Genomic DNA, 22096 nt, shown 5'->3' with positions numbered 1-22096 from the left:
TGTCGAATATGATTGAATTTAATCAGGTTTCCCTGCAAAGGGGTACGCAAACCCTGTTGAAAGATGCCAGCCTGCGCATCCATGATGGCCAGAAACTGGCCCTGATCGGTCCCAACGGCGCGGGAAAATCCACTCTGTTTGCACTGCTGAACGGCGAATTGACCGTCGATGGCGGTGATCTGGAAATTCCCGGCAAGTGGCGAATTTCCCATATGGCACAAGAAGTCGTCGCCAGCGAACGCAGCGCCCTCGACTACGCCATCGATGGTGACAAGCCCTATCGCACCATAGAAGCCGGCATTGCCAACGCCGCCGATGACCATCAGCTGACCCATTGGCTCGACCGCATGGACCAGCACAAGGGCTACGAAGTGCCCGTCAAGGCTGAGCAGTTGCTCCATGGTCTTGGTTTTAACCAGGCCGACCTGCAACGGGCAGTGAAAGATTTTTCCGGGGGCTGGCGTATCCGTCTGAATCTGGCTCAGGCACTGATGATGCCCTCCGACCTGCTGTTACTGGATGAACCAACCAACCACCTGGATCTCGAGGCTACCCTGTGGCTGGAAGGTTATCTGCGCAAATATCCCGGCACCCTGTTGTTTATCTCTCACGATCGCGATTTTATCGACGGCGTGGCCGATCATATTGTCCACTTGCATGAGCAGAAGCTGACGCTTTACCCTGGCAATTACAGCGCTTACGAACGGATCCGGGCAGAAAAGCTGGCCCAGCAGCAACTGCTGTTCGAAAAACAGCAAACCCGTGTTGAAGAAATCGAAAAGTTTGTTACCCGCTTTCGCGCCAAGGCATCCAAGGCCAAGCAGGCCCAGAGCCGCCTGAAAGAATTACAGCGCATGGAGCTGATCGCACCGGCCCATGTTGACTCGCCATTCCGGTTTGAATTTCCCTGTCATGAACAAATGTCCAGCCCGTTGCTGACGCTGAAACAGGCCGACCTCGGTTATCAGCAAGCCAATGACACCAAAACGCTGCTTCCTGGCGTCAACCTTTCCATTGTGCTCGGTGACCGCATCGGCTTGCTTGGCCCCAATGGCGCGGGCAAATCCACCCTGTTAAAAACCCTCTGTGAAGAGATTCCCTTGCTGGCCGGTGAACGTACCCGGGGCGAGCATTTGCATATCGGTTATTTTGCCCAGCACCAGCTCGAATCCCTCGACACCTCAGCGTCGGGGATGTTGATCCTGCAACGGCTGAAACCCAAGGCCAGCGAGCAGTCAATTCGTAACTTCCTGGGTGGGTTCGGTTTTCATGGCGACCGTGCCCTGGAAGTGATTGAACCTTTCTCCGGCGGTGAAAAAGCCCGTATGGCGCTGGCCTGCGTCGCCTGGATGAAACCCAACCTGCTGATTCTCGACGAACCGACCAACCATCTGGATATCGAGATGCGCGAGGCACTGACGCTGGCGCTGCAGAACTTCCCCGGTGCCATTCTGATCGTCAGCCACGATCGTCATTTGCTCAAAGCCAGTGTCGATGAATATTGGCTGGTTGATCACGGCAAGGTGCAGGAGTTTGATGGCGATCTCGACGACTACCACCAGTACCTCAACACCCGGGGACAGTGGGACACCAGCAGTCCGGCCGCCGCACCGGACAGTGCCAGCCCGGCCACAACGGTTGATCGCAAGGAGCAGAAACGTCTGGATGCCGCCCGCCGCCAGCGTCTGGCACCACTACGCAAACAGCAGCAAGCCGCAGAAAAACAGATGGAAAAACTGCAGCAACAGCTCACCGCAATCGAAACAACGCTGGCAGACAGCAGCCTGTACGAAGATGCTCGCAAACAGGAACTCAAACAGCGATTGGCCGAACAGGCAGAGACCAAAAGCAAGCTGGAAGATGTCGAAATGGAATGGATGGATTTGACAGAGCAGCTGGAAAACAGCGACTGACCCGGGTCAACCGCTTATATCCGTCAGACACTGCGTATTTAATGCGCATTGTCTGACAGCAACGTTGCGACATTCGCAACAAGCCGGGCTACCGCTCCCTGATTCTGTTGCACCTGGTTGTACCCCGCCAGGCCCATTTGTTGGCGCTGCTCCGGGTGATCGAGCAGCAACGCAACATCGTCAGCCAGGGTGGCAGCGGTCGTCAGCTGTACCGCCCCAATATCCACCAGCTCATCCACCACCGTCTGAAAATTGAAATAATGCGGCCCCATCAGTACCGGCTTGCCCAGCACCGCCGGTTCGATCGGGTTATGACCGCCGCGCGGCACCAGACTGCCACCCATGACCACCACATCGGCGGCCGCCAGCAACAGCAGCATTTCGCCCATACTGTCAGCCAGATAAACCTGTGCATCGTTGCCAGGAGCCTGGGTGCTGCGCTGCGCCAGCGTAAAACCCTGCTCCAGACACGCTTGCGCCACCGGCCCAAAGCGCTCCGGATGACGCGGCACCAGCACCAACAACAGTTCTGGCCAGCGCTGCAACCAGGATGTCATGGCAGCCAACATCAGGCTTTCTTCACCATCGTGGCTGGACGCCAGCAACACCACTGGTCGTTGCTTGCCCCAGCCCTGCTTCAAGGCCGCGGCCTGCTCATCCAGCCCGGCCGGCACCACCACATCGTATTTGATACTGCCGCAGACACTCAGCCGGGATGGCGGCAAACCGAGATCCAGCAACCGCTGGCCATCCACCTGATGCTGCACCGCTACGTGTGTCAGGCGCTGCAACATCGGCCGGGTCAGTGCAGACAAGCGGGCATATCCGCGGGCCGAGCGCTCAGACAGACGGGCGTTGGCCAGCAGCACCGGTACGCCCCGCTGCTGACAACAGGCCAACAGGTTGGGCCATAATTCAGTTTCCATCACCACCAGACAGTCAGGCTTTGTACGTCGCAAAAACAGCCACCAGCACAACGGCAAGTCGTACGGCATAAAACTGCGCCGGACCCGGTCACCGAACAGACGTTCGACCTGCGCCGCCCCGGTTGGGGTGGTACTGGTGATCCAGATCGTGCGCTGCGGATACTGCCGTAACAGTTGTTCGATCAGCGGGGCAGCAGCCAGCGTCTCCCCCACCGATACCGCATGCACCCAAATGGCTCCACGGAGAGGCAAGGGAGTGACGGCGCCAAAACGTTCAACAATACGCTGGCGATAACCTGGATTCTTGCGGCCACGCCACCAGAGGCGGGCCAGCAGAATCGGCGTTATCAGGGTCAGAAAAACAGTATAGCCAAGCCGTGCCACAAGTGAGTTCTCTAGCGGGAACAGGGGCAGGAATGGTAGCACAACAAGCCATTGTGCTAGACTCAGCGCTCTTTTTTTAGTGCGCAAATTACAATGAATACCAACGTTCCGGACTACCATCAAGCCCAGGTGCTTGTCTTTGGTGACGTCATGCTGGACCGCTACTGGCAAGGTCCAACTTCCCGTATTTCTCCGGAAGCGCCGGTGCCTGTGGTTAAAATCCAGGACATCGAAAACCGTGCCGGTGGTGCCGGTAACGTAGCCCTCAATATCGCCACCCTGGGTGCCAATGCCGTGCTGCTGGGCGTTACCGGCAACGATGAGAATGGCCGTCAGCTGTCGGGCCTGCTGCAACAGTCCGGGGTCGCCTGTCACTTTCTCGAGCACCCCTGCCACCCCACCATTACCAAGCTGCGCATTATCAGTCGCCAGCAACAGTTGATCCGGCTCGATTTTGAAGAGGCTTTTCACAGCACCGATATGTCGACGCTGTGTGCAACCTACGACCAGCAGCTCAGCCAGGCGCAAGTCGTGATACTGTCAGATTACGGCAAAGGCGCCTTGAGCAACCCGCAACGCCTGATTCGTGCCGCTCGCCAGGCCAATGTCCCGGTGCTGGTCGACCCCAAAGGCACTGATTTTGAACGTTATCGCGGCGCCAGCCTGATCACCCCCAACCTGAGTGAATTTGAAGCAGTGGTCGGCCCCTGCCCGGACGACGACACACTGGTCGCCAAAGGGCGAGCGCTGATCGAGGCCCATGACCTCGATGCCATCCTGATCACCCGTAGTGAAAAAGGCATGACCCTGATTGTCAAACATCAGGAGCCGTTCCATTTGCCCACCCGGGCCAGAGAAGTATTTGATGTTACCGGAGCCGGGGACACGGTGATTTCGGTACTGGCCTCCTCTCTGGCCGCAGGCTGTGACCTGCGCCAGGCAACACTGATGGCCAACACCGCCGCCGGTATTGTCGTCGGCAAACTCGGCACCGCGACCGTAACCACCGAAGAACTGCGTATCGAATTGCGCAGCGAAAATCATCAGGGTGCCGGGATGTTCGACGAAGACAGCCTCGCCATTCAGGTAGAAGAAGCGCGCTCACGGGGTGAAACCCTGGTGATGACCAATGGCTGCTTCGATATCCTGCATCCGGGTCACGTACAATACCTGAAAGAAGCCAAGGCCCTGGGAGACCGGCTGCTGGTCGCCGTCAATGCCGATGAATCCGTCAGCCGCCTGAAAGGCCCGACCCGGCCGATCAATCCAATCGATCACCGCATGGCGGTGTTGGCTGGACTGGAAAGCGTTGACTGGGTAGTGCCGTTCAGCGAAGACACACCAGAGCGTCTGATTTGCCGCTTGCTACCGGATATTCTGGTCAAGGGCGGCGATTACACCGTTGATCAGATTGCTGGCGGTCGCTGTGTGCAGGACAACGGCGGTGACGTCATTATTCTTAGCTTCAAAGACAACTGTTCCACCAGTGCCATTGTCAAACGTATTCAGAATTCTGAGGAGAGCAAGTCATGATCATTGTTACCGGCGCGGCTGGTTTTATCGGTGCCAACATTGTCAAAACCCTGAACGCACAGGGCCGCAGCGACATTATCGTGGTCGACGACCTGACCGACGGCAAGAAATTCTACAACCTCGCTGACTGCGATATTGCTGATTACCTCGACAAGGATGACTTTATCCAGCGGGTACAGCTGGATGACGGCCTGCTCGACGACGTTGACGTGATTTTCCACGAGGGCGCCTGCTCAGAAACCACCGAGTGGAACGGCAAGTTCATGATGGAGAACAACTACGAATACTCCAAAATCCTGTTACACGCCTGCCTCGAACAACGTATTCCTTTTCTGTATGCCTCCAGTGCGGCAGTCTATGGTGGCAGTGCCGTTTTCAAGGAAGAGCGCAGCTTCGAGCAGCCACTGAACGTGTATGGCTATTCCAAGTGGCAATTCGACCAGTATGTTCGTCAGCTACGGACAACATCGCCGGAACAGTTCCAAAGTCAGGTGGTGGGTTTCCGTTACTTCAATGTTTATGGCCCCCGTGAACATCACAAAGGCAGCATGGCATCGGTCGCCTTTCACTTTAATAACCAGATTCAAGCCAATGGCGTGTGCAAACTGTTTGCCGGTTGTGACGGTTATGCCGATGGTGAACAACGCCGTGATTTTGTGTTTGTCGAAGACGTCGTCAAGGTTAACCTATGGTTCTGGGCCAACCCGGATCAAAGCGGTATTTTCAACCTCGGTACCGGCCAGTGCCAGAGCTTTAATGACGTCGCTGATGCCGTGATCGACTGGCATCAGGAACAAGGCAACCCGGCCCGTAAAGAATACATGGCGTTTCCAGATCACCTTAAAGGCGCTTACCAAAGCTTTACCGAGGCTGATATCAGTGCCTTGCGGGCAGCCGGGTATGACCAGGCCTTCGCCGATGTCAAAACCGGTGTCCATGCGTATATGAACTGGCTCAACCAGCGCTGATACAGCGTCTACACTGATCCTTGGGTCCGGCAGCCCTTGCCGGACTTTCCGTACGTCGAAAGAGAATATCCATGCCTCCCAAGCACCTGTTACATCCTCGCTACTGGCCAGTCTGGTGTGGCGTTGGCCTGCTGGTCGCCATGACTTATCTGCCCTACCGTCTCCAGCTGATGATTGGTAAAACGCTGGGACTGTTACTGTACAAGGTGGGCAAAAGTCGCCGCCACATCACCAGGGTCAATATCGGTCTCTGCTTTCCGGAGAAAACCCCACAGCAACAGGCGCAACTGGTGCGACAGGTGTTTATCGACAACGGCATTGGCTTGATGGAAACCCTGATCGGTTGGTTTCGGCGGCCGGACTATTTGCTGAGCCGTACCCACTTTCATGGCTTTGATCAGCTCAAGGCAGAACTGGCCGCCGGGAAAGGGGTGTTATTGCTGGGAGCGCACTACTCCATGCTCGACCTTGCCGGGGCTCTGTTTGTCACCCAGGTACCGGTCAATGTCAGTTACCGGCCCCAGGACAATCCAGTGATGAACTGGTTGATGGAACAGCGCCGCCAGAAACTCTACAGCGGCTGCTACACCCGCAAGGATATCCGCGCCTTTATTCGTTGCCTCAAACAAGGCGAGGCACTGTGGTACGCGCAAGACCAGGACTTTGGCCGCAAGAACAGTGTTTTTGTGGATTTTTTCGGGATTCCGACGGCCACGATTACCGCCACTTCCCGCATTGCCAGAGCCGGCAAGGCAACCGTGATGCCAGTCACCTACTTTCGCCGCCATGACAACTCCGGCTACGATATCACCGTACACCCGCCACTGCCGATTCCCAGCGGGGATGATATCGAAGACGCACGGGTTGCCAATGCCTTTATCGAGCAGCAACTGCGTCAACATCCGTCGCAGTATCTGTGGTTGCACAAACGCTTTAAAACCCGACCAGACAAGGCGGTAAAAAAAGGCGAAGTCTACCGCTGAAAACAGCGCCAGACCTCTTTGGGGAAATGCCAGCCAGTACGACTGGTTCAGGCTGGTTAGCCCGTTAATTCAAACAGCAAGAATAACGGCGCTGGCCTTGAAGAAAGCACAGACAGGGGTACCGACCTGGATGCCCAGCTTGTTGATACTGCCTTCGGTAACAATGGCAACGAGTTCACCACCGCCCTGCAACGTCACGTCCACTTCACAGTTCACCGCCCCGTGACGCACTGCCGATACTTCGCCCTTGAGCAAGTTACGGGCACTGATGGATAAATCCAGATCGGTACTGAGCATCACATGGCTGGATTTGATCAAGGCCGTTACTTCCTTGCCCGCCGTTAATCCAAGCTTGTTGGTGCTTTCACTGGTGACGATCGCCACCACCACATCCTGATCATTCAGGGCGATATCCACTTCATCATTAACGGCTCCACCACGAACCTGGAGGACTTTCCCAACTAATTGATTTCTGGCACTGGTCAACATAAGAGTTGTCTCCTACAACAATGGTATTGTCTGGTTTTCATGCGTTCTGACCATAAAAAGGAACAGCAACCTGCAGTGATGATCTCCAACACGGGCACTGGCGGTTATCCTGAATCCACGGAACAGGACTACCCGGCATATCCAGATGTATTGGAAACTGAAACGGCGTGATGCCGCGACCAGGCACCTGCCTGTATGGCAACGACATGCAGATCAAACAGCATACATACAGCGGATATGGATAAGAGGAGGCAGAACCTGATCAGTAAGACCGGCCAATGATTATTACAAAACCATGTCAAACACAACGTGAGACAGATCAGGTTATTCGACGACCACAGAGGGTTGAACCTGATGTAATGTCGTTGCGGCACAAGGCTCGGAAAGGGATTCCAGCCAAGGTTGCATCATAACGGACAGTTCAGCCAACTCCTGGCTGAGAGCCGTATAGCGGCGCTCGAAAGTGGTGGCTTCCAGCTGATTACGCTGCAGGTTGTTCAGCACGGCAGCGGCCACACTGCCATTCTCGCCCAAGTCATCCAGCTGCTGGCGTTGCAGCTGCAAGGAGTGATTAAGATCGGTCAGTATGGTCATCTCCGCATCGATAATTTCCCGCTGTCGGAGCTGCTGCTCGCGTACCAGGTTCAGTAGCGTCAGCTGCTGTTGTTGCTGTGCCGACAGCGGTTCCAGCATCTGATCAGCCTTGCGCTGGATATTAAGCATCGCTGCCACCGCTTTCTTGAGCGTCGCCACTTCCTTGCTCATTTCATTAAAATGCGCACTTGTGCTACTCAGCATACGCTGGGAAGAATCACTCAATTTGAGCAAGGCCTTATCCTGTGCTGCAAATGCTTGCTGAACATCGGAGTGCGTCTGCGCGCTGGCATTACGGAATGCGTTAATGGATGTCCGGGCCATCTCTTCAGCCAGTTTTTTCTGATTGCGAAGATTGGCGGACAACAGGTCCTTGATATGCGCATGGCCACCGGATATCTCGCTGAACACCAGCTCCTGTAACTCCAGGGCACGCTGGCTCTGCTCGCCATTGACTCTCAGGCTGTGATTGATATCACCGGTATCTCGCAGCAGATTGTTCAGACTGATCTCAAAATGATCCTTGATTTCATTAACGACACTGTCCAGGGTTTCCGCACTGAACTGATGGTGCTCGGACTGCTCGGCAGTCTGTGCAGCCAGATTGGTCTCAATACGATCAAGGCGTTTTTTTAGCGGGGCAACGACCAGAAACAGAGCAATCAGAATCACAAGTTGCGCTGCCAGAGGGAGTAACTGGCTGATATCCATTTTTATTCTCCAGTGCTCTTCGGAGCCTGTCAGGGTCCAATGAGGGTATGCCGGGAAACATACCGGATCTGCCGGGCAAGCTCCAGCATTGAGCCATATTGCATATAGACGGCACGGCCGAGGGTACAGATCATCGGCGCATAAGGATAAACCCCGGCTCAATGGGGTCAAGATAATCGAACAATCCGCCGGTCTCAGACCCGGCCAGTGACCCGTAAAAACGTTTCCTGTAACACGCGAACATCATTGGCAGCGCGATGGCGCTCGATCTTCAGTTCATCCCACAGGCTGTTCTTGGTGTCATGCCAGGCTTCCATCTGCTCCTGGCTCAGCAGGCGGTTGATCGTATCAATACGAAAGCGCTGCACCAGGTCAGCTTCATCGAACAGCCGTCCAAGCCATGAGCTGTCGTAACTCCAGGCATCCGAGTACAGGGTTTTCCCTCGCAAGGCGTCGTTCATACGTAATGCCACTTCACGCGGGCCAAGGCCGTCGGACTCAAGCATCGAACGGGAGATACCGTGAATCTTTTCTGCTTCTTCACTCCAGTGACACCATGATGGAGCCGGACGTATCAGGCAGCAAGTCACCATGCGATCCTCCAGCGCGTACCCGACCTCGATGGGATAGCTGCCGGAACCGAAACCGGAGGCTTCGAGATCGATAATGGGAGGAACGAGTTTTTGCACCTGGATATCCTGTTGCCTGGGTGAGCTTTGACGCATTGTAACGTTTGAAGCCCAGACTCTCCATGACGATTCGTGTTACTGGGCGTCCGTCAACAATATCAACTTGAATGTCGTGCCAGCGGTGCGACACGCATCACTTCTTCCATTGTTGTCAAACCAGCCGCCACTTTGTGGGCACCACTGAGTCGCAAGCTGTGCATGCCTTCTTTCATCGCCGCCTGACGCAGTTTTTGCTGATCCGTCTGTTCGTTAATCAAAAGCTCCAGGGTTTCGGTCATGGGCATGACTTCATAAATACCCAGACGCCCCATATAACCGGTCCCCCGACACTCAAGACACCCGACAGCGCTGTACACCTGTTCGGGAGTTTTGACCAACCAGGGAGCCGTCAGCTGCTTCCATGCGGCTTCGTCGGTCGGCTGTTTTTGTTTGCAATGCGGACACAGCGACCGGATCAACCGCTGCGCCATCACCCCCAGCACACTGGAACGAATCAGATAGGCAGGCAGCCCCAGTTCCTGCAATCGGGTAAACGCTGAAGGTGCATCGTTGGTATGCAGGGTCGATAACACCAAATGCCCGGTAAGCGCCGCCTGTACGGCAATTTCTGCGGTTTCCAGATCACGTACCTCCCCGACCATAATGATGTCCGGGTCCTGACGCAGCAGCGCCCGCACACCGCTGGCGAACGTCAGCTCGATGCCCGGATGTACCTGCATCTGGTTAAAGGCTGGTTCGACCATCTCGATCGGGTCTTCGATACTGCAGACATTCACGTCCTCGGTCGCCAGCTGTTTCAGGGTCGAGTACAGCGTGGTGGTTTTACCCGACCCGGTCGGCCCGGTGACAAACACGATTCCGTGGTTGTTGCTGACCATTTTCTGCCAGCGGCGCTGATCTTCCTTGCCAAAACCCATCTCGACAAAACTGCGAACCAGCACCTGCGGGTCAAAAATCCGCATCACCAGTTTTTCGCCAAACGCCGTGGGCAAGGTCGACAACCGCAACTCGACTTCCTGTCCAGAGGGGGTCTTGGACTTCAGACGGCTGTCTTGAGGTTTGCGTTTTTCCGCAATATTCATACGGCCAAGGGATTTAAGCCGTGCCACCACCGCCATACCCACCTGGGCAGGCAGCTCGTAGACATTGTGCAACACGCCATCAATCCGGAAGCGCACATGAGCCACCTCCCGCCGTGGCTCCAGATGAATATCACTGGCGCGCTGGTCAAACGCATACTGGAGCAGCCAGTCAACAATATTGACGATGTGCTCATCATTGGCATCCGGCGCTCTGGCCTTGCCCAGTTCCAGCATGGTTTCCAGATTCTGTACCGCACCACTGCTGGAATGATCGCCACGCGCCCGGCTGACCGAGTTGGCCAGCTGGTAAAACTCTACCCGGTAACGCTCAATGGCCGACGGCGACGCCAATACACGCTGAATCCGCCGCCGGGATACATGTTCGAGATCGACCACCCAGCTGGTGACATCCGGCTCTGCCGTCGCCACCACCACTTCCTCGGCGCTTACCCGCACCGCCAGAATACAATGACGCTCCGCAAACGCGTACGACATCACCTCCGTCACAGAAGGCACATCAATTTCCAGCGGATCAATCTGGCAGGTGGTCATATTTACCCGCTGCGCCAACCACTCGCAGAGCACATCTTCGGTCAGGGTTTTGCCATGGGGGCGAGCATCCTGAAAGTTCTGCCGCGCCAGCAAGGTCAGCGGATGCAAACTCGCCTCTCCCGCCTGGCGACGTATACCCAGAGCCTGTTCGTAATCGCTGGAACTGAGCAACCTGTCTCTGCGCATATCCTCCAGCAGACCAGTAAGACTCAGTTGACGATCAGCACTAGACTGCATGGAAAAACTCCAGAGAAGAAAAAGAATACGATAGAAACAAGGCGACGACGGGCGTCAGTGCATCCACTGCGCCACTAATCCAGACAACCGCCGGGAATGCTGCTGCACTGCCATGGCCCGGCTGTCAGAACCCAACGCTACCTGGTGCAACTGCAGACCCAGCAACTCATGGGCCAGACGAGCAATTTCCGCCCGGTTCGCCGATGTGAGCGACCCGTTATCCCTTGCCAGTAACATCAGCGCCACCAGCTGCGATGGCGACCAGTCGGCCCCTCGTAACGGGGCATTGACGGACCGCGACAACAGATACCGGGACAGTGACGAGACGGCCTCCGGCGACGAAACACCACTGGGCTGCCATTGCCATAAACCCTGGCCCAGTTGCAACAAGGCACTCCCCAGCGAAGGCTGTTCACGCCATTGGTTAATCTCAGCCTCGGCTTGCCCAAAGCATGATGACTGCTCATCACATCCGGTCTGCACCAGACAGGCATAAGTCAACGCCAGCGCCGAGTCTACCAGAGTCCCGGCGGGCAAATATTGCTGCAGCGCCGGTTCCTGCCGTGCCAGCTCAAAAAAAGCTAACAGCTGTGCGGCAAAATCGATCGCCAGATCGGCGCTACGCGGAGGCTCCCAAAGTAATGCTTCCAGCGCCCGTTTGATCCACTCAAGGCTTTCATTCAGTTGCGTTGGCAAGAGGGCCGGATCGGCATCACAGGCAAACAGATTACCCCGCTGACGCCAGTCCCGACCCATGCCCAGGAGGCGGTAACCGCGCTCGGCTTTACTGATGTCGCTCATCCACAGCGGCACCTCGGCACCCAGTGTCTCGGCCATCCACCAGATATCGGCGGGGTCCCCTTGCAGCAGCTCCAGCTCCAGTTCACACAAGGGCACCTCCGTACCTCCGCCCTGGATCAGGCCACGATCCAGTACCACCTCGACCTGGCTTGGCCCCCGCTGCCAGACCCAGCGCTGGCGCGCAAAGTTGGTGCTGAACAAGGGCAGCAGTGAGTCAGCACACACGCCGTCAGGCCAGTGCGCCCGTACCACATCGCTGGCCAGCAAGGTGGTATCCAACTGGTGATGATCGAGAGGCCAGTTCCATTCATGACGAACACTCAGCCCCCCTTGATTGCTACCCCGGGTTTTCAGGGTTTGCTCAAACGATGACTCACCGTTTTGACGAATACGCAGGGCACACGCCTGGCGCGACAAGTCCCCTTGCTCAGTGTCAAAGTAGGTGTTGTTCAGCGTAGAATGTCCGCCACGCGTTGCCCGCACATCCAGCGCCTGCTGCAAGGCAATGGCGTGCTCCGGGGCAAAACGCAGTTTAAGCTCAATTTCATAGGTCATGGCGCTATTGTCATGACGCTCGTCAGGTTGCGCAAGCACAAGGTCATTGCTTTATGTCTGTTTCTGCCCGGAAAGTCCCTACGCTCATCGAAAGCCTGAGCACCTTGATCAGCCATAACAGCATCAGCTCGGTATTACCCCAGTACGACCAGAGCAACCTGGCGGTGATTCACTGCCTCGCCCATTGGCTTGAGGCGCTGGGGTTTGCCTGCGAGATCCTGCCCGTCACGAATCACCCCGACAAAGCGAACCTGATCGCAACACTGGGCAGTGGCGATGGCGGTCTGGTGCTCAGTGGTCACACCGACACCGTGCCCTGCAACCCGCAGCTGTGGCAGTCCGATCCTTTCACCCTCACCGAACGTGACGGCCGCCTGTACGGTCTTGGCAGCTGTGATATGAAAGGCTTTTTTGCACTGATACTGGAAGCCGTACAGGTGTTTCAGGCCAGCAATTTCCAGCAGCCACTGATTGTTCTGGCCACCGCCGATGAAGAAAGCGCCATGACCGGCGCTCGTGATCTCGCTCACCAGGGTCGCCTCAAGGGCCGTTATGCCGTGATTGGTGAACCCACCAGCCTGCGTCCTATCCGCATGCACAAGGGCATTATTATGGAAAGCGTGCGCCTCACCGGCCGCGCCGGGCATTCATCCAACCCGGAGCTGGGCGTCAACAGCATCGATGCCATGCACGATGTCATCGGCGAACTCAGAACCCTGCGCCGCGAGCTGGCGACGCAATATAACAATGCCCATTTTGCCGTCACGGTACCAACGCTGAACCTCGGTTGTATCCACGGTGGCGACAACCCCAACCGCATCTGTGGCAGCTGCGAGCTGGCCTTTGATCTGCGCGCCTTGCCAGGCATGAGTAATGACGATTTGCGTAACGAGATTCGCCAGCGACTCAGCCCCATCGCCGCCCAGAACCAGGTAACGTTCGAGCTGGAAAGCCACTTTCCCGGTGTCGAGCCGTTTGAAACCCCCGCCAGCAGTGCTCTGGTACAGGCTGCCGAGCGACTGACCGGCCACCCAAGCGAAGCCGTCGCTTTCGCCACCGAAGCGCCCTTCCTGCAAGCGCTTGGGTTTGAAACCATTGTAATGGGGCCGGGCAGTATTGATCAGGCCCATCAGGTGGATGAATTCCTCGCCATCGACCAGATCGCACCGGGCGTCAAACTGCTGCAGTCCCTGATCCAGCAATTTTGCCTCACTCCCCAGAGCTGACCGGCACCCTGAATATCAGCCCGACACGATTGGCCTGACAGGCATTTCCGCTGCCGGCAGTAGTGCCCAGCGGATGAGCATGGTTAAATCGTCCGACTACCTTCTACTTGCATGAATGAGACACTGCAGTGACCCCTGATACCACCGCTTATGTGCACTGGTTTCGTCAGTCTTCCCCCTACATCAATGCGCACCGGGGCAAAACCTTTGTGCTGATGTTCGAAGGCGACGCCATCGCCGACGCCAACTTTACCCATATTGTCCAGGATATCGCCCTGCTGACCAGCCTGGGCGTACGCCTGGTACTGGTCCATGGCGCACGACCGCAGATCGATACCGCACTGGAACGTCTGGGCGTACAAAGTACTTTTTACAAAGACTTCCGCATCACCGACCGCCAGGCGTTAACCGCGGTCAAAGCCGCGGTTGGTTACGTCAAGGCAGACATTGAATCCCGCATGTCCGTCGGCTTGCCCAATTCCCCCATGCACGGTGCCCGCATGCGAGTAGTCAGCGGCAATTTTGTCACCGCCCGCCCAATGGGCGTGATTGATGGCATTGATTTCCAGCACACCGGCGAAGTACGCCGGATCGACCATAGCGCCATTACCGACCTGCTCGCGGCTGGCAATATTGTGCTGTTGTCCTGCCTTGGTTACTCGCCCTCTGGCGAAGTGTTCAACCTGGCCGTCGAAGATGTTGCCCGTCAGGCGGCCATCAGCCTGCGCGCCGACAAACTGATTCTGATGGGACAGGATGACGGCTTGCTCGAAGACAACGGCGAGACCTTGCAGCAACTGACCTGCCGCAGCCTCGAAGAACGCCTGACCCACTTTCACGGCGAAGCCCGCCATCACGCCGAAGCGGCCCTCAAAGCCGTCAGCCAGGGAGTGCCACGGGCACATCTGATCAGCTTTCAGCACGATGGCGCCCTGCTGCAGGAGCTGTTCACCCGCGAGGGCAAGGGCACCATGATCAGCCAGGACCCGTACGACCAGCTGCGGCCGGCCAGAATCGATGACGTTGGCGGCATCCTCTCCTTGCTGAAACCGCTGGAAGACGCCGGCATTCTGGTACGCCGCTCACGGGAGTTGCTGGAAACCGAGCTGAACCGTTTTTATGTTATCGAACGGGACGGCATGATCACCGCCTGCGCCGCGCTTTACCCCTACTCTGACGACCGCGCCGAGCTCGGCTGTGTGGCGGTTCACCCCGACTATCGTGGCGGCCACCGCGGCCAGCTGCTACTGGATCAAATTGAACAGGAAGCCCGCAAGCGCCAGTTCCAGCAACTGTTTGTACTGACCACCCGGACTGCCCACTGGTTTATTGAACAGGGGTTTGTGCCTGGCCAGGTCTCCGACCTGCCCGAAGAACGCCAGAAGCTTTATAACTTCCAGCGTAACTCCAAGGTCTTCCTGAAAACCCTCTGAGCACAGGCATCAAGACAATGAGTGAGTGGTTTATTGCCGCCAATGAAATACACCGCCGCTACGACGACCATGGCGTCATACAGGTGTTCGATGACGGCAACAAACGCTACCTCAGTTTTGGTACTGCCGATGAACAGAGCTGCCTGCTCAAGCACCAGCCCAGACAGCTGCAGCACGAATACAGCCGCGCCATGCTGGCCTCGCTGTTATTGTTTGCCGAGCAAGCACCACAACGCATCTGTTTGTTGGGTCTGGGAGGAGGGCTGCTGGCCAATACGATTCATAGCCTGCTGCCCGAGTCCCAGATTAATGTAGTGGAACTGCGAGCAGCGGTATTACAGGTGGCGCGGCAATATTTTGCCCTGCCCCGTGACAGCCATCTGAACGTCCAGATTGCCGATGCCGGAGCCTGGCTGGCCGAGGCGCCCCCCAACGCCGCAGACTGGTTACTCAGCGACCTGTTTCTGGCCGACGGTCTGGATCAGCAACAGTTGCAAGAAAGCTTTCTCGACCACTGCCATCAGCACCTGTCACCCGGTGGCTGGCTGGTACTCAACCTGTGGCGCGAACACCGCGACCAGGCACTCTGGTTGTGGAAACTCAAACAACGTTTTCCCATTACCCAGCACGCTACCACCAAGGATGGCAACTGGATTCTGTGGGCGCAAAAACCACCACTCACTCCCACGCCGATACCGGATGCCAAGCAGGCACAACGACAAGCCAAGCACTGGTCGGCAGCATTGGGCTTCAACTTGTGGCGTGCCGGTCGGCCTTTCTTTCGCGACAAAGGCGGCTGCCACCTGCTGCTGGGCAATCTGATTCCCGGCAATCATTAATGGTTTAACTGTCAACCATCCACTTATTCGGCCTGCTCCCCACTCATACTCAACCCGCGCCCACACCATTCGCATCAAATTCACATTGATTGCCTCTTTCTGCTGCTTTTTATACGGCTTTGTTACGTTTTGTTAACCCGCTCTTAACTTCCTCCCGGCGACAATGGCGGCAACTCCCAACCTGATGTTTTCCTGGCACTACGGTCGCGCAACAAACCGGGTTTTGCGCCTGGTTTCTGAACAATCCGGGAAGCTAATCATTCATGTTTCACCAGAGGACTCTCCGCGATGAAATCCTTCATCCATTTATTCACAAGCCTGACCTTGATCGCTCTGCTGTCTGGTTGTTTGTCCGACTCCAGCGAGGCACCACCGGTGCCACCGACCCCGGAAGTCAGCTATATTGAAGTGCAGCCACAGACCGTCAGCCTCACCAGTGAATTAAAAGGCCGCACAGTGGCATCGCAAAGTTCGGATATCCGCCCCCAGGTAGGCGGCATTATCCAGCAACGCCTGTTTGAAGAAGGCTCACAGGTGAATGCCGGAGATGTGCTCTACCAGATAGATCCAGCCAGTTACCAAGCGGCGCTGCAACAGGCCAAAGCCAATCTCAAAAGTGCCAAAGCGGCATTGGAATCAGCCCGTTTGACCGACAAGCGCTACGCTGGTCTGGTCACCATTCAGGGCATCTCCCAACAGGATGCTGACGATGCCCATACCACCTGGCTGGAAGCCGAAGCCGCCCTCGCCAGCGCCAGGGCCGCGCTGGTCACCGCCAACATCAACCTCGGCTATACCAGAATCACCGCCCCGATCAGTGGCCGTATCGGCTTGTCCAGTGTGACTCCCGGAGCGCTGGTGGATGCCTCACAAAGTACCGCGCTGGCCAGCATCAATACCCTCGACCCGATGTATGTGGATATGACCCAGTCGTCCAAGGATCAGTTACTGCTGCGTAAACTGCTGCAACAGTCCGGCATCAAAACCGGCAGTACCAGAGTCAGCCTGATTCTGGAAGACGGCTCTCGCTATGAGCACCAAGGCACCCTGAAAGTCCGTGAAGTCGCGGTGAACGAAGATACCGGCTCAGTCACCCTGCGGGCCGAATTTGCCAACCCGGATGGCCTCCTGTTGCCCGGCATGTTTGTCCGCGCCGTGGTCGAAGATGCCGTTAACCACAACGCCATCCTGCTGCCACAACAAGGGATATCCCACGACAGCCAGGGTCATGCCGTGGCCTTGCTGCTCAATGACAAGAATCAGGTTGAAAAACGCATCGTCACAACAGAACGCGCCATCGGCAATCAATGGCTGGTATCTGCAGGTGTGGAGCCCGGTGACAAACTGATAGTGGAAGGAACCAGCAAGATACAGGCAGGTAATGACGTCATTGCCGTCAAGGCGCAGGTCAACGACGACGGCTCGATCAAATTGAGCCGTACCGATACCAACCCCGATGACCACACACCGCAGCTTGCCAGCGAATAACCCGGAGTCTTTCCTGCCATGATCGCCAAGTTTTTTATCAATCGCCCGGTATTTGCCTGGGTGATTTCCATCATCATCATGCTATTCGGGCTGCAATCGATCTTGTCGTTACCCGTAGCCCAATACCCCAGCGTGTCGCCACCGACCGTTAAAATCGATGCCACCTATACTGGCGCATCGGCCGAAACCGTCGAAAACAGCGTGACCCAGATTATCGAACAGCAACTGACCGGGCTGGATGGCTTGCTGTATTTCAGCTCCTCCAGCTCCTCCGATGGTGATGCCAGTATCGACGTGACCTTTGAGCAGGGGACCGACCCGGACATGGCCCAGGTTCAGGTACAAAACAAGGTATCCCAGATCACCAGCAGCTTGCCGGATGCGGTGCAAGACAATGGCGTTACGGTAAAATCCTCACAGTCTTCCTTTTTGCTGATTGCCTCGGTATACGACACCACCGACAGCGTCTCGGGCTACGATATTTCCGACTACATTGCCTCGAACATGCAGGATTCCATTGCCCGTATCGAAGGGGTCGGCAGCACCCGGGTATTTGGTGCCCAATACGCCATGCGGATCTGGCTCGACCCGATCAAACTGGCCAACTATGAGTTGATGACCTCTGATGTTACCAGTGCCATCAGTGCCCAGAATGTACAGATTGCCGCCGGTAATATCGGTGCCCAACCCGCACCGGCCGGGCAGGAATTAAACGCCACCGTCACCGCCCAATCGATGCTGCAGACCGCCGAGCAGTTCCGCAATATCATTATCAAAAGTGATAGCTCAGGTGCCCTGGTCACGCTTGGCGATGTCGCCAGGGTAGAACGCGGCAGTGAAAGCTACAGCTACGAAGGCCGCCTGGACCGTCACCCATCATCCGGCATGGCGGTACTGTTATCCCCCGGTGCCAACGCACTCGATACCGCCGTCGCCGTCAAGGAAGCCCTGGCGAAGCTGGCAACCAACTTCCCAACCGGCTGGGATATCGCCTACCCGAAAGACTCAACCGACTTCATCACGGTTTCCATCGCCGAAGTTGAACACACCCTGTTCGAAGCCATTATTCTGGTTATCGCCGTTATCTATCTGTTTTTGGGCAGCTGGCGCGCCACCCTGATTCCTGCGGTAGCCGTGCCCGTCGTATTGCTGGGTACTTTTGGTGTGATGGCCGTGTTTGGTTATTCCATCAATACCCTGACCATGCTGGCACTGGTGTTATCGATTGGCTTGCTGGTGGACGATGCCATTGTCGTGGTCGAAAACGTCGAACGCCTGATGGCCGAAAAAGGCCTATCGCCGCGCCAGGCGACCATCGAATCCATGAAAGAAATCAGCACCGCCCTGATCGGTATTGCCGTGGTGTTGTCGGCGGTCTTCCTGCCCATGGCATTTTTTGGCGGCTCCACCGGAGTGATTTACCGGCAGTTCTCCGTCACCATTGTCTCCTCGATGATCCTGTCGGTGATTGTGGCACTGACACTGACGCCAACCCTGTGCGCCACCTTGCTGAAACCCACCGACCACGGCGCCAGCCAGCGCGGTTTTTTTGGCTGGTTCAATCGCAAGTTCGACGCCATGAACCAACGCTACCGGGGAAACGTTGCCGGTGTTATACGCCGACCCCTGCGCTGGATGCTGGGTTACTGTGCCATTATTGCGGTGCTGGCCTTCTCGCTGATGCGCTTGCCAACCGGCTTTTTGCCATCGGAAGACCAGGCCGAAATCATGGTGATGTTCAACCTGCCCACCGGCGCATCCTTGCCGCGCACGGCCGCAGTCGCCCGCGAGATCGAGGATTATTTCCTCGACAATGAAGCCGACAACGTCAAACACATCTTCGCCATTTCCGGCTTCAGCTTCGCCGGCTCCGGGCAGAATACCGGCATGGCCTTTGTGGCGTTGAAACACTGGGACGAACGCACCAGCGCAGACACCTCCGCCAACGCCATTATCCAACGTGCCCGAGCGAGCCTGTCGACCATTCGTGACGCCAACTTCTTTATCTTGTCCCCTCCATCCATCCGAGGCCTGGGGCAGAGCAACGGCTTTACCTACGAACTACTCGCCGCTCCCGGCACCAGCCGAGAAGAGCTGATCACGCTCAAGGACCAGCTGATACAAGCCGCCAGCGCCAGCGACCAGATTACCGGGATACGGCTGAGCGCCCTGAGCGATACGCCGCAACTGCAACTCGAGATTGACCAGGCCAAAGCGGTATCCCTGGGGGTCTCGCTGTCGGACGTTTCTTCCACCCTGTCGACGGCCTGGGCCGGTTCCTACGTCAACGACTTTATTGATAACGGCCGGGTGAAAAAAGTCTACGTCCAGGGAGACAGTGAATACCGCGCCAAACCCGATGACCTGCAATACTGGTTTGTCCGTGGCAGCGACAACGAAATGACGCCGTTTTCTGCCTTTACCAGCAGCTACTGGTCATCCGGGCCGCAGACATTGAGCCGCTATAACGGCTTTGCCTCCTACGAAATCGAAGGGGCCGCCGCCAGCGGTGCCAGCTCCGGTGATGCCATGGACGAAATGGAAGCCCTGACCAGCGCCCTCGGTGGCGGTGCCAACGGCTCCTGGAGCGGCTTGTCCTATCAGGAACGGCTGTCCAGTGGCCAGTCCACCATGCTGTATGCCATCTCGATTCTGGTGGTCTTTCTGGCGCTGGCCGCCTTGTATGAAAGCTGGTCGGTCCCCATCGCCGTGATTATGGTTGTGCCATTGGGGGTTCTGGGCTCAGTGCTGGCGGCAACATTCCGGGGCCTGGAAAACGACATTTATTTTCAGGTCGCCTTACTGACAACCATTGGTCTGGCATCCAAAAACGCCATTCTGATCGTCGAGTTTGCCGAAGACGCCTATATGAAAGGCAAGGGGCTGGTTGAGTCTGCCGTCGAAGGGGCATTCCTGCGCTTGCGCCCCATTCTGATGACCTCGCTGGCGTTTATCTTCGGCACCTTGCCACTGGCCTTGTCCAGCGGTGCCGGTGGCAACAGTCGTAACTCCATCGGTACCGGCATTGTTGGGGGTACTTTCAGTGCCACCGTACTGGCGTTGTTTTTTGTACCGCTGTTCTTTGTGCTGGTGCGCGGCCTGTTTCCGGGCCGCAAACGTTACGATGATGATGACGATGACGCCGCCATGACCACCACCAGCCTGGATAAAAAACCGTCACCAAACCACACAGGAGCCTCCGTATGAAGCCGATCATTCACTGCTGTCGCCCGCTGTTGTGGTCCATCACCGCCGTTGTACTGATGTCCGGCTGTGCCAGCATGGCCCCGGACTACCAGCGCCCGGATGCTCCCATCCCGGCACAGCTGCCGGATGCTGACAGCCAGAGCCAGAATAACCTCAGTGCCGCCCAGCAGCTGCCGTGGCAGGATTTTATCCAGGACCAACGCCTCGAACAGGTGATCGAACAGGCACTGGCCAATAACCGTGACCTGCGTGCCACCATCGCCGATGTCGCCGCTGCCCGGGCCACTTATCGCGGCCAAAGTGCCGACCAATACCCCGCACTCGACGCCAGCATCGAAGGCTCCCGCGTCAACACCGACGGCAGCGTCAGCAGTGACTGGCAAGCCACCGGCGGTTTAAGCGCCTACGAGATCGATCTGTTTGGCAAAAACAGCAGCCTTACCGACGCCGAGCGGGAAAGCTATTACGCCAGTGCCGAAACCGCCCGCGCCGCCCATATCAGCCTGATAGCGGAAACCGCCAACGCCTGGCTGACGCTGGCCTCGGATCAGAACCGGCTGGCACTGGCCCAACAGACTGCCGACAGTGCCCAGAAAGCCATGGAAATTACCGCCAAACGGCTGGAGCTGGGAGTCGACTCACGGATTGATCTGGTCTCGGCAGAAACCACCTACCACAGCGCCCGAGCCGATATCGCCAGCTATCGCAACCAGGTCGCACAAGACCAAAACGCCCTGCAACTGCTGGTCGGCTCCGACCTGGATGATGCCCTGCTGCCCACCAGCTTGCCCACCACGCAACAGCTGGTGACCGACATTCCCGTCGGGCTGTCGTCGGCGGTACTCTTGCAAAGACCGGATGTGCTGGCGGCCGAACACACGCTGAAATCCGCCAACGCCAATATAGGCGCAGCCCGGGCGGCGTATTTTCCATCCTTGAGCCTGACCGCAACCGGTGGTGTCGCCAGCGCGGCGTTATCGAGCCTGTTCAGCGGAGGTGCTTCCACGGTCTGGACGCTGGCCCCCAGCCTGAGCATGAATATCTTCGACTGGGGCAGCAAGGAAGCCGATCTGGAAGCCGCCAAGGCCGAGCAACAGAAGTATCTGGCCGACTACGAATACACCATTCAGAGCGCCTTTGCGGAAGTTGCTAACGCCCTTGCCCGCCGTGCCACCATTCAGGATCAGTTGGATGCAGAAAGCGCCTATGTCGATGCCGCCGGACGCAGCCATGAACTGGCCATGAAGCGTTACCAGGCCGGTGTTGACAGTTTTCAGGACACCCTGCTCAGTGAGCGCACCTACTACTCAGCCCAGCAGGAACTGATCAGCTCGCAGCTGGAAGAGCTGTCCAACCGCATCACGCTGTATCGGGTGTTAGGGGGAGGGTTGGCAGAGCCAGAACCGGCAACCACGGCAGCGCCAATCGCCGAGATAACCCCCGCCACCGCAACAGAGTCCTGACGTCTTCCCACTCACATAGCATC

General features: G+C 57.0%; 16 protein-coding genes. 10 read left to right on the top strand and 6 right to left on the bottom strand.

Annotation, left to right across the window (positions count from 1 at the left end; all coding sequences use genetic code 11):
- Positions 1–8 precede the first annotated feature (8 nt).
- Complete coding sequence (locus Q8W24_RS04230; RefSeq protein WP_305474510.1) at positions 9–1913, top strand: ATP-binding cassette domain-containing protein; 1905 nt, start codon at positions 9–11, stop codon at positions 1911–1913.
- A 38-nt stretch (positions 1914–1951) separates the two neighbouring features.
- Here the strand turns inward: Q8W24_RS04230 and waaA are convergent, their stop codons facing one another.
- Positions 1952–3223 carry a lipid IV(A) 3-deoxy-D-manno-octulosonic acid transferase gene (waaA, locus tag Q8W24_RS04225; RefSeq protein WP_305413524.1) on the bottom strand — a complete coding sequence of 424 codons (1272 nt, stop codon included), beginning with the start codon at positions 3221–3223 and terminating at the stop codon, positions 1952–1954.
- A gap of 93 nt (positions 3224–3316) precedes the next feature.
- Between waaA and hldE the strand changes: the two genes are divergently transcribed.
- The 3 genes from hldE to lpxL all read left to right on the top strand — a co-directional run bounded on the left by hldE (position 3317) and on the right by lpxL (position 6707).
- Positions 3317–4756, top strand: coding sequence for a bifunctional D-glycero-beta-D-manno-heptose-7-phosphate kinase/D-glycero-beta-D-manno-heptose 1-phosphate adenylyltransferase HldE (gene hldE / locus Q8W24_RS04220; RefSeq protein WP_305474509.1), 1440 nt, complete (start codon positions 3317–3319; stop codon positions 4754–4756).
- On the top strand, positions 4753–5724 hold the full coding sequence (gene rfaD / locus Q8W24_RS04215) for an ADP-glyceromanno-heptose 6-epimerase (protein WP_305474507.1): 972 nt from the start codon (positions 4753–4755) through the stop codon (positions 5722–5724). Before hldE ends, rfaD begins: the two co-directional genes overlap by 4 nt.
- Positions 5725–5795: 71 nt before the next feature.
- Positions 5796–6707, top strand: coding sequence for an LpxL/LpxP family Kdo(2)-lipid IV(A) lauroyl/palmitoleoyl acyltransferase (gene lpxL / locus Q8W24_RS04210; RefSeq protein WP_303431148.1), 912 nt, complete (start codon positions 5796–5798; stop codon positions 6705–6707).
- 69 nt (positions 6708–6776) lie between these two features.
- Here lpxL and Q8W24_RS04205 read toward each other — a convergent pair whose 3' ends face one another.
- The 5 genes from Q8W24_RS04205 to Q8W24_RS04185 form a co-directional block, all read right to left on the bottom strand.
- A complete protein-coding gene (locus tag Q8W24_RS04205; protein ID WP_303431149.1) occupies positions 6777–7196 on the bottom strand; it encodes a molybdopterin-binding protein in 420 nt (139 codons plus the stop codon).
- A gap of 324 nt (positions 7197–7520) precedes the next feature.
- Positions 7521–8501 carry a hypothetical protein gene (locus Q8W24_RS04200; protein WP_305474505.1) on the bottom strand — a complete coding sequence of 327 codons (981 nt, stop codon included), beginning with the start codon at positions 8499–8501 and terminating at the stop codon, positions 7521–7523.
- 194 nt (positions 8502–8695) lie between these two features.
- Positions 8696–9190, bottom strand: a complete 495-nt coding sequence (locus Q8W24_RS04195; RefSeq protein ID WP_303431151.1) for a hypothetical protein — start codon at positions 9188–9190, stop codon at positions 8696–8698.
- Between the two features lie 98 nt (positions 9191–9288).
- Complete coding sequence (locus tag Q8W24_RS04190) at positions 9289–11061, bottom strand: GspE/PulE family protein (protein WP_305413535.1); 1773 nt, start codon at positions 11059–11061, stop codon at positions 9289–9291.
- A gap of 54 nt (positions 11062–11115) precedes the next feature.
- A complete protein-coding gene (locus Q8W24_RS04185) occupies positions 11116–12456 on the bottom strand; it encodes an inorganic triphosphatase (RefSeq protein WP_305474502.1) in 1341 nt (446 codons plus the stop codon).
- Positions 12457–12470: 14 nt separating this feature from the next.
- Between Q8W24_RS04185 and argE the strand changes: the two genes are divergently transcribed.
- From argE to Q8W24_RS04155, 6 genes are all read left to right on the top strand, one after another.
- Complete coding sequence (gene argE, locus Q8W24_RS04180) at positions 12471–13643, top strand: acetylornithine deacetylase (RefSeq protein WP_305474500.1); 1173 nt, start codon at positions 12471–12473, stop codon at positions 13641–13643.
- A gap of 128 nt (positions 13644–13771) precedes the next feature.
- On the top strand, positions 13772–15076 hold the full coding sequence (gene argA, locus Q8W24_RS04175; protein ID WP_303431156.1) for an amino-acid N-acetyltransferase: 1305 nt from the start codon (positions 13772–13774) through the stop codon (positions 15074–15076).
- Between the two features lie 17 nt (positions 15077–15093).
- A complete protein-coding gene (locus tag Q8W24_RS04170; RefSeq protein ID WP_303431157.1) occupies positions 15094–15915 on the top strand; it encodes a spermidine synthase in 822 nt (273 codons plus the stop codon).
- Positions 15916–16203: 288 nt separating this feature from the next.
- Positions 16204–17403: an efflux RND transporter periplasmic adaptor subunit gene (locus Q8W24_RS04165; protein ID WP_305474499.1), complete on the top strand. Its 1200-nt coding sequence runs from the start codon at positions 16204–16206 to the stop codon at positions 17401–17403.
- A gap of 18 nt (positions 17404–17421) precedes the next feature.
- Entirely contained in the window at positions 17422–20610 is a 3189-nt protein-coding gene (locus Q8W24_RS04160) for an efflux RND transporter permease subunit (protein ID WP_305413545.1), read from the top strand.
- Positions 20607–22073, top strand: a complete 1467-nt coding sequence (locus tag Q8W24_RS04155) for an efflux transporter outer membrane subunit (RefSeq protein WP_305474498.1) — start codon at positions 20607–20609, stop codon at positions 22071–22073. The genes Q8W24_RS04160 and Q8W24_RS04155 overlap by 4 nt, the downstream gene beginning before the upstream one ends.
- Positions 22074–22096 lie beyond the last annotated feature (23 nt).

It is taken from the genome of Oceanobacter sp. 4_MG-2023, from assembly GCF_030689165.1.
Lineage (GTDB): Bacteria > Pseudomonadota > Gammaproteobacteria > Pseudomonadales > Oceanobacteraceae > Oceanobacter.
Note: the sequence above shows the minus strand (reverse complement) of the source record. Positions and strands in the feature narration are given on the sequence as shown.

What these genes read in the sequence shown, in the direction of transcription:
- hldE (WP_305474509.1), top strand. Translation starts at nt 3,317, where the DNA reads ATGAATACCAACGTTCCGGACTACCATCAAGCCCAGGTGCTTGTCTTT.
- argE (WP_305474500.1), top strand. Translation starts at nt 12,471, where the DNA reads ATGTCTGTTTCTGCCCGGAAAGTCCCTACGCTCATCGAAAGCCTGAGC.
- Q8W24_RS04170 (WP_303431157.1), top strand. Translation starts at nt 15,094, where the DNA reads ATGAGTGAGTGGTTTATTGCCGCCAATGAAATACACCGCCGCTACGAC.
- Q8W24_RS04205 (WP_303431149.1), bottom strand. Translation starts at nt 7,196, where the DNA reads ATGTTGACCAGTGCCAGAAATCAATTAGTTGGGAAAGTCCTCCAGGTT.
- Q8W24_RS04200 (WP_305474505.1), bottom strand. Translation starts at nt 8,501, where the DNA reads ATGGATATCAGCCAGTTACTCCCTCTGGCAGCGCAACTTGTGATTCTG.
- Q8W24_RS04230 (WP_305474510.1), top strand. Translation starts at nt 9, where the DNA reads ATGATTGAATTTAATCAGGTTTCCCTGCAAAGGGGTACGCAAACCCTG.
- Q8W24_RS04165 (WP_305474499.1), top strand. Translation starts at nt 16,204, where the DNA reads ATGAAATCCTTCATCCATTTATTCACAAGCCTGACCTTGATCGCTCTG.
- rfaD (WP_305474507.1), top strand. Translation starts at nt 4,753, where the DNA reads ATGATCATTGTTACCGGCGCGGCTGGTTTTATCGGTGCCAACATTGTC.
- Q8W24_RS04160 (WP_305413545.1), top strand. Translation starts at nt 17,422, where the DNA reads ATGATCGCCAAGTTTTTTATCAATCGCCCGGTATTTGCCTGGGTGATT.
- lpxL (WP_303431148.1), top strand. Translation starts at nt 5,796, where the DNA reads ATGCCTCCCAAGCACCTGTTACATCCTCGCTACTGGCCAGTCTGGTGT.
- Q8W24_RS04155 (WP_305474498.1), top strand. Translation starts at nt 20,607, where the DNA reads ATGAAGCCGATCATTCACTGCTGTCGCCCGCTGTTGTGGTCCATCACC.
- Q8W24_RS04190 (WP_305413535.1), bottom strand. Translation starts at nt 11,061, where the DNA reads ATGCAGTCTAGTGCTGATCGTCAACTGAGTCTTACTGGTCTGCTGGAG.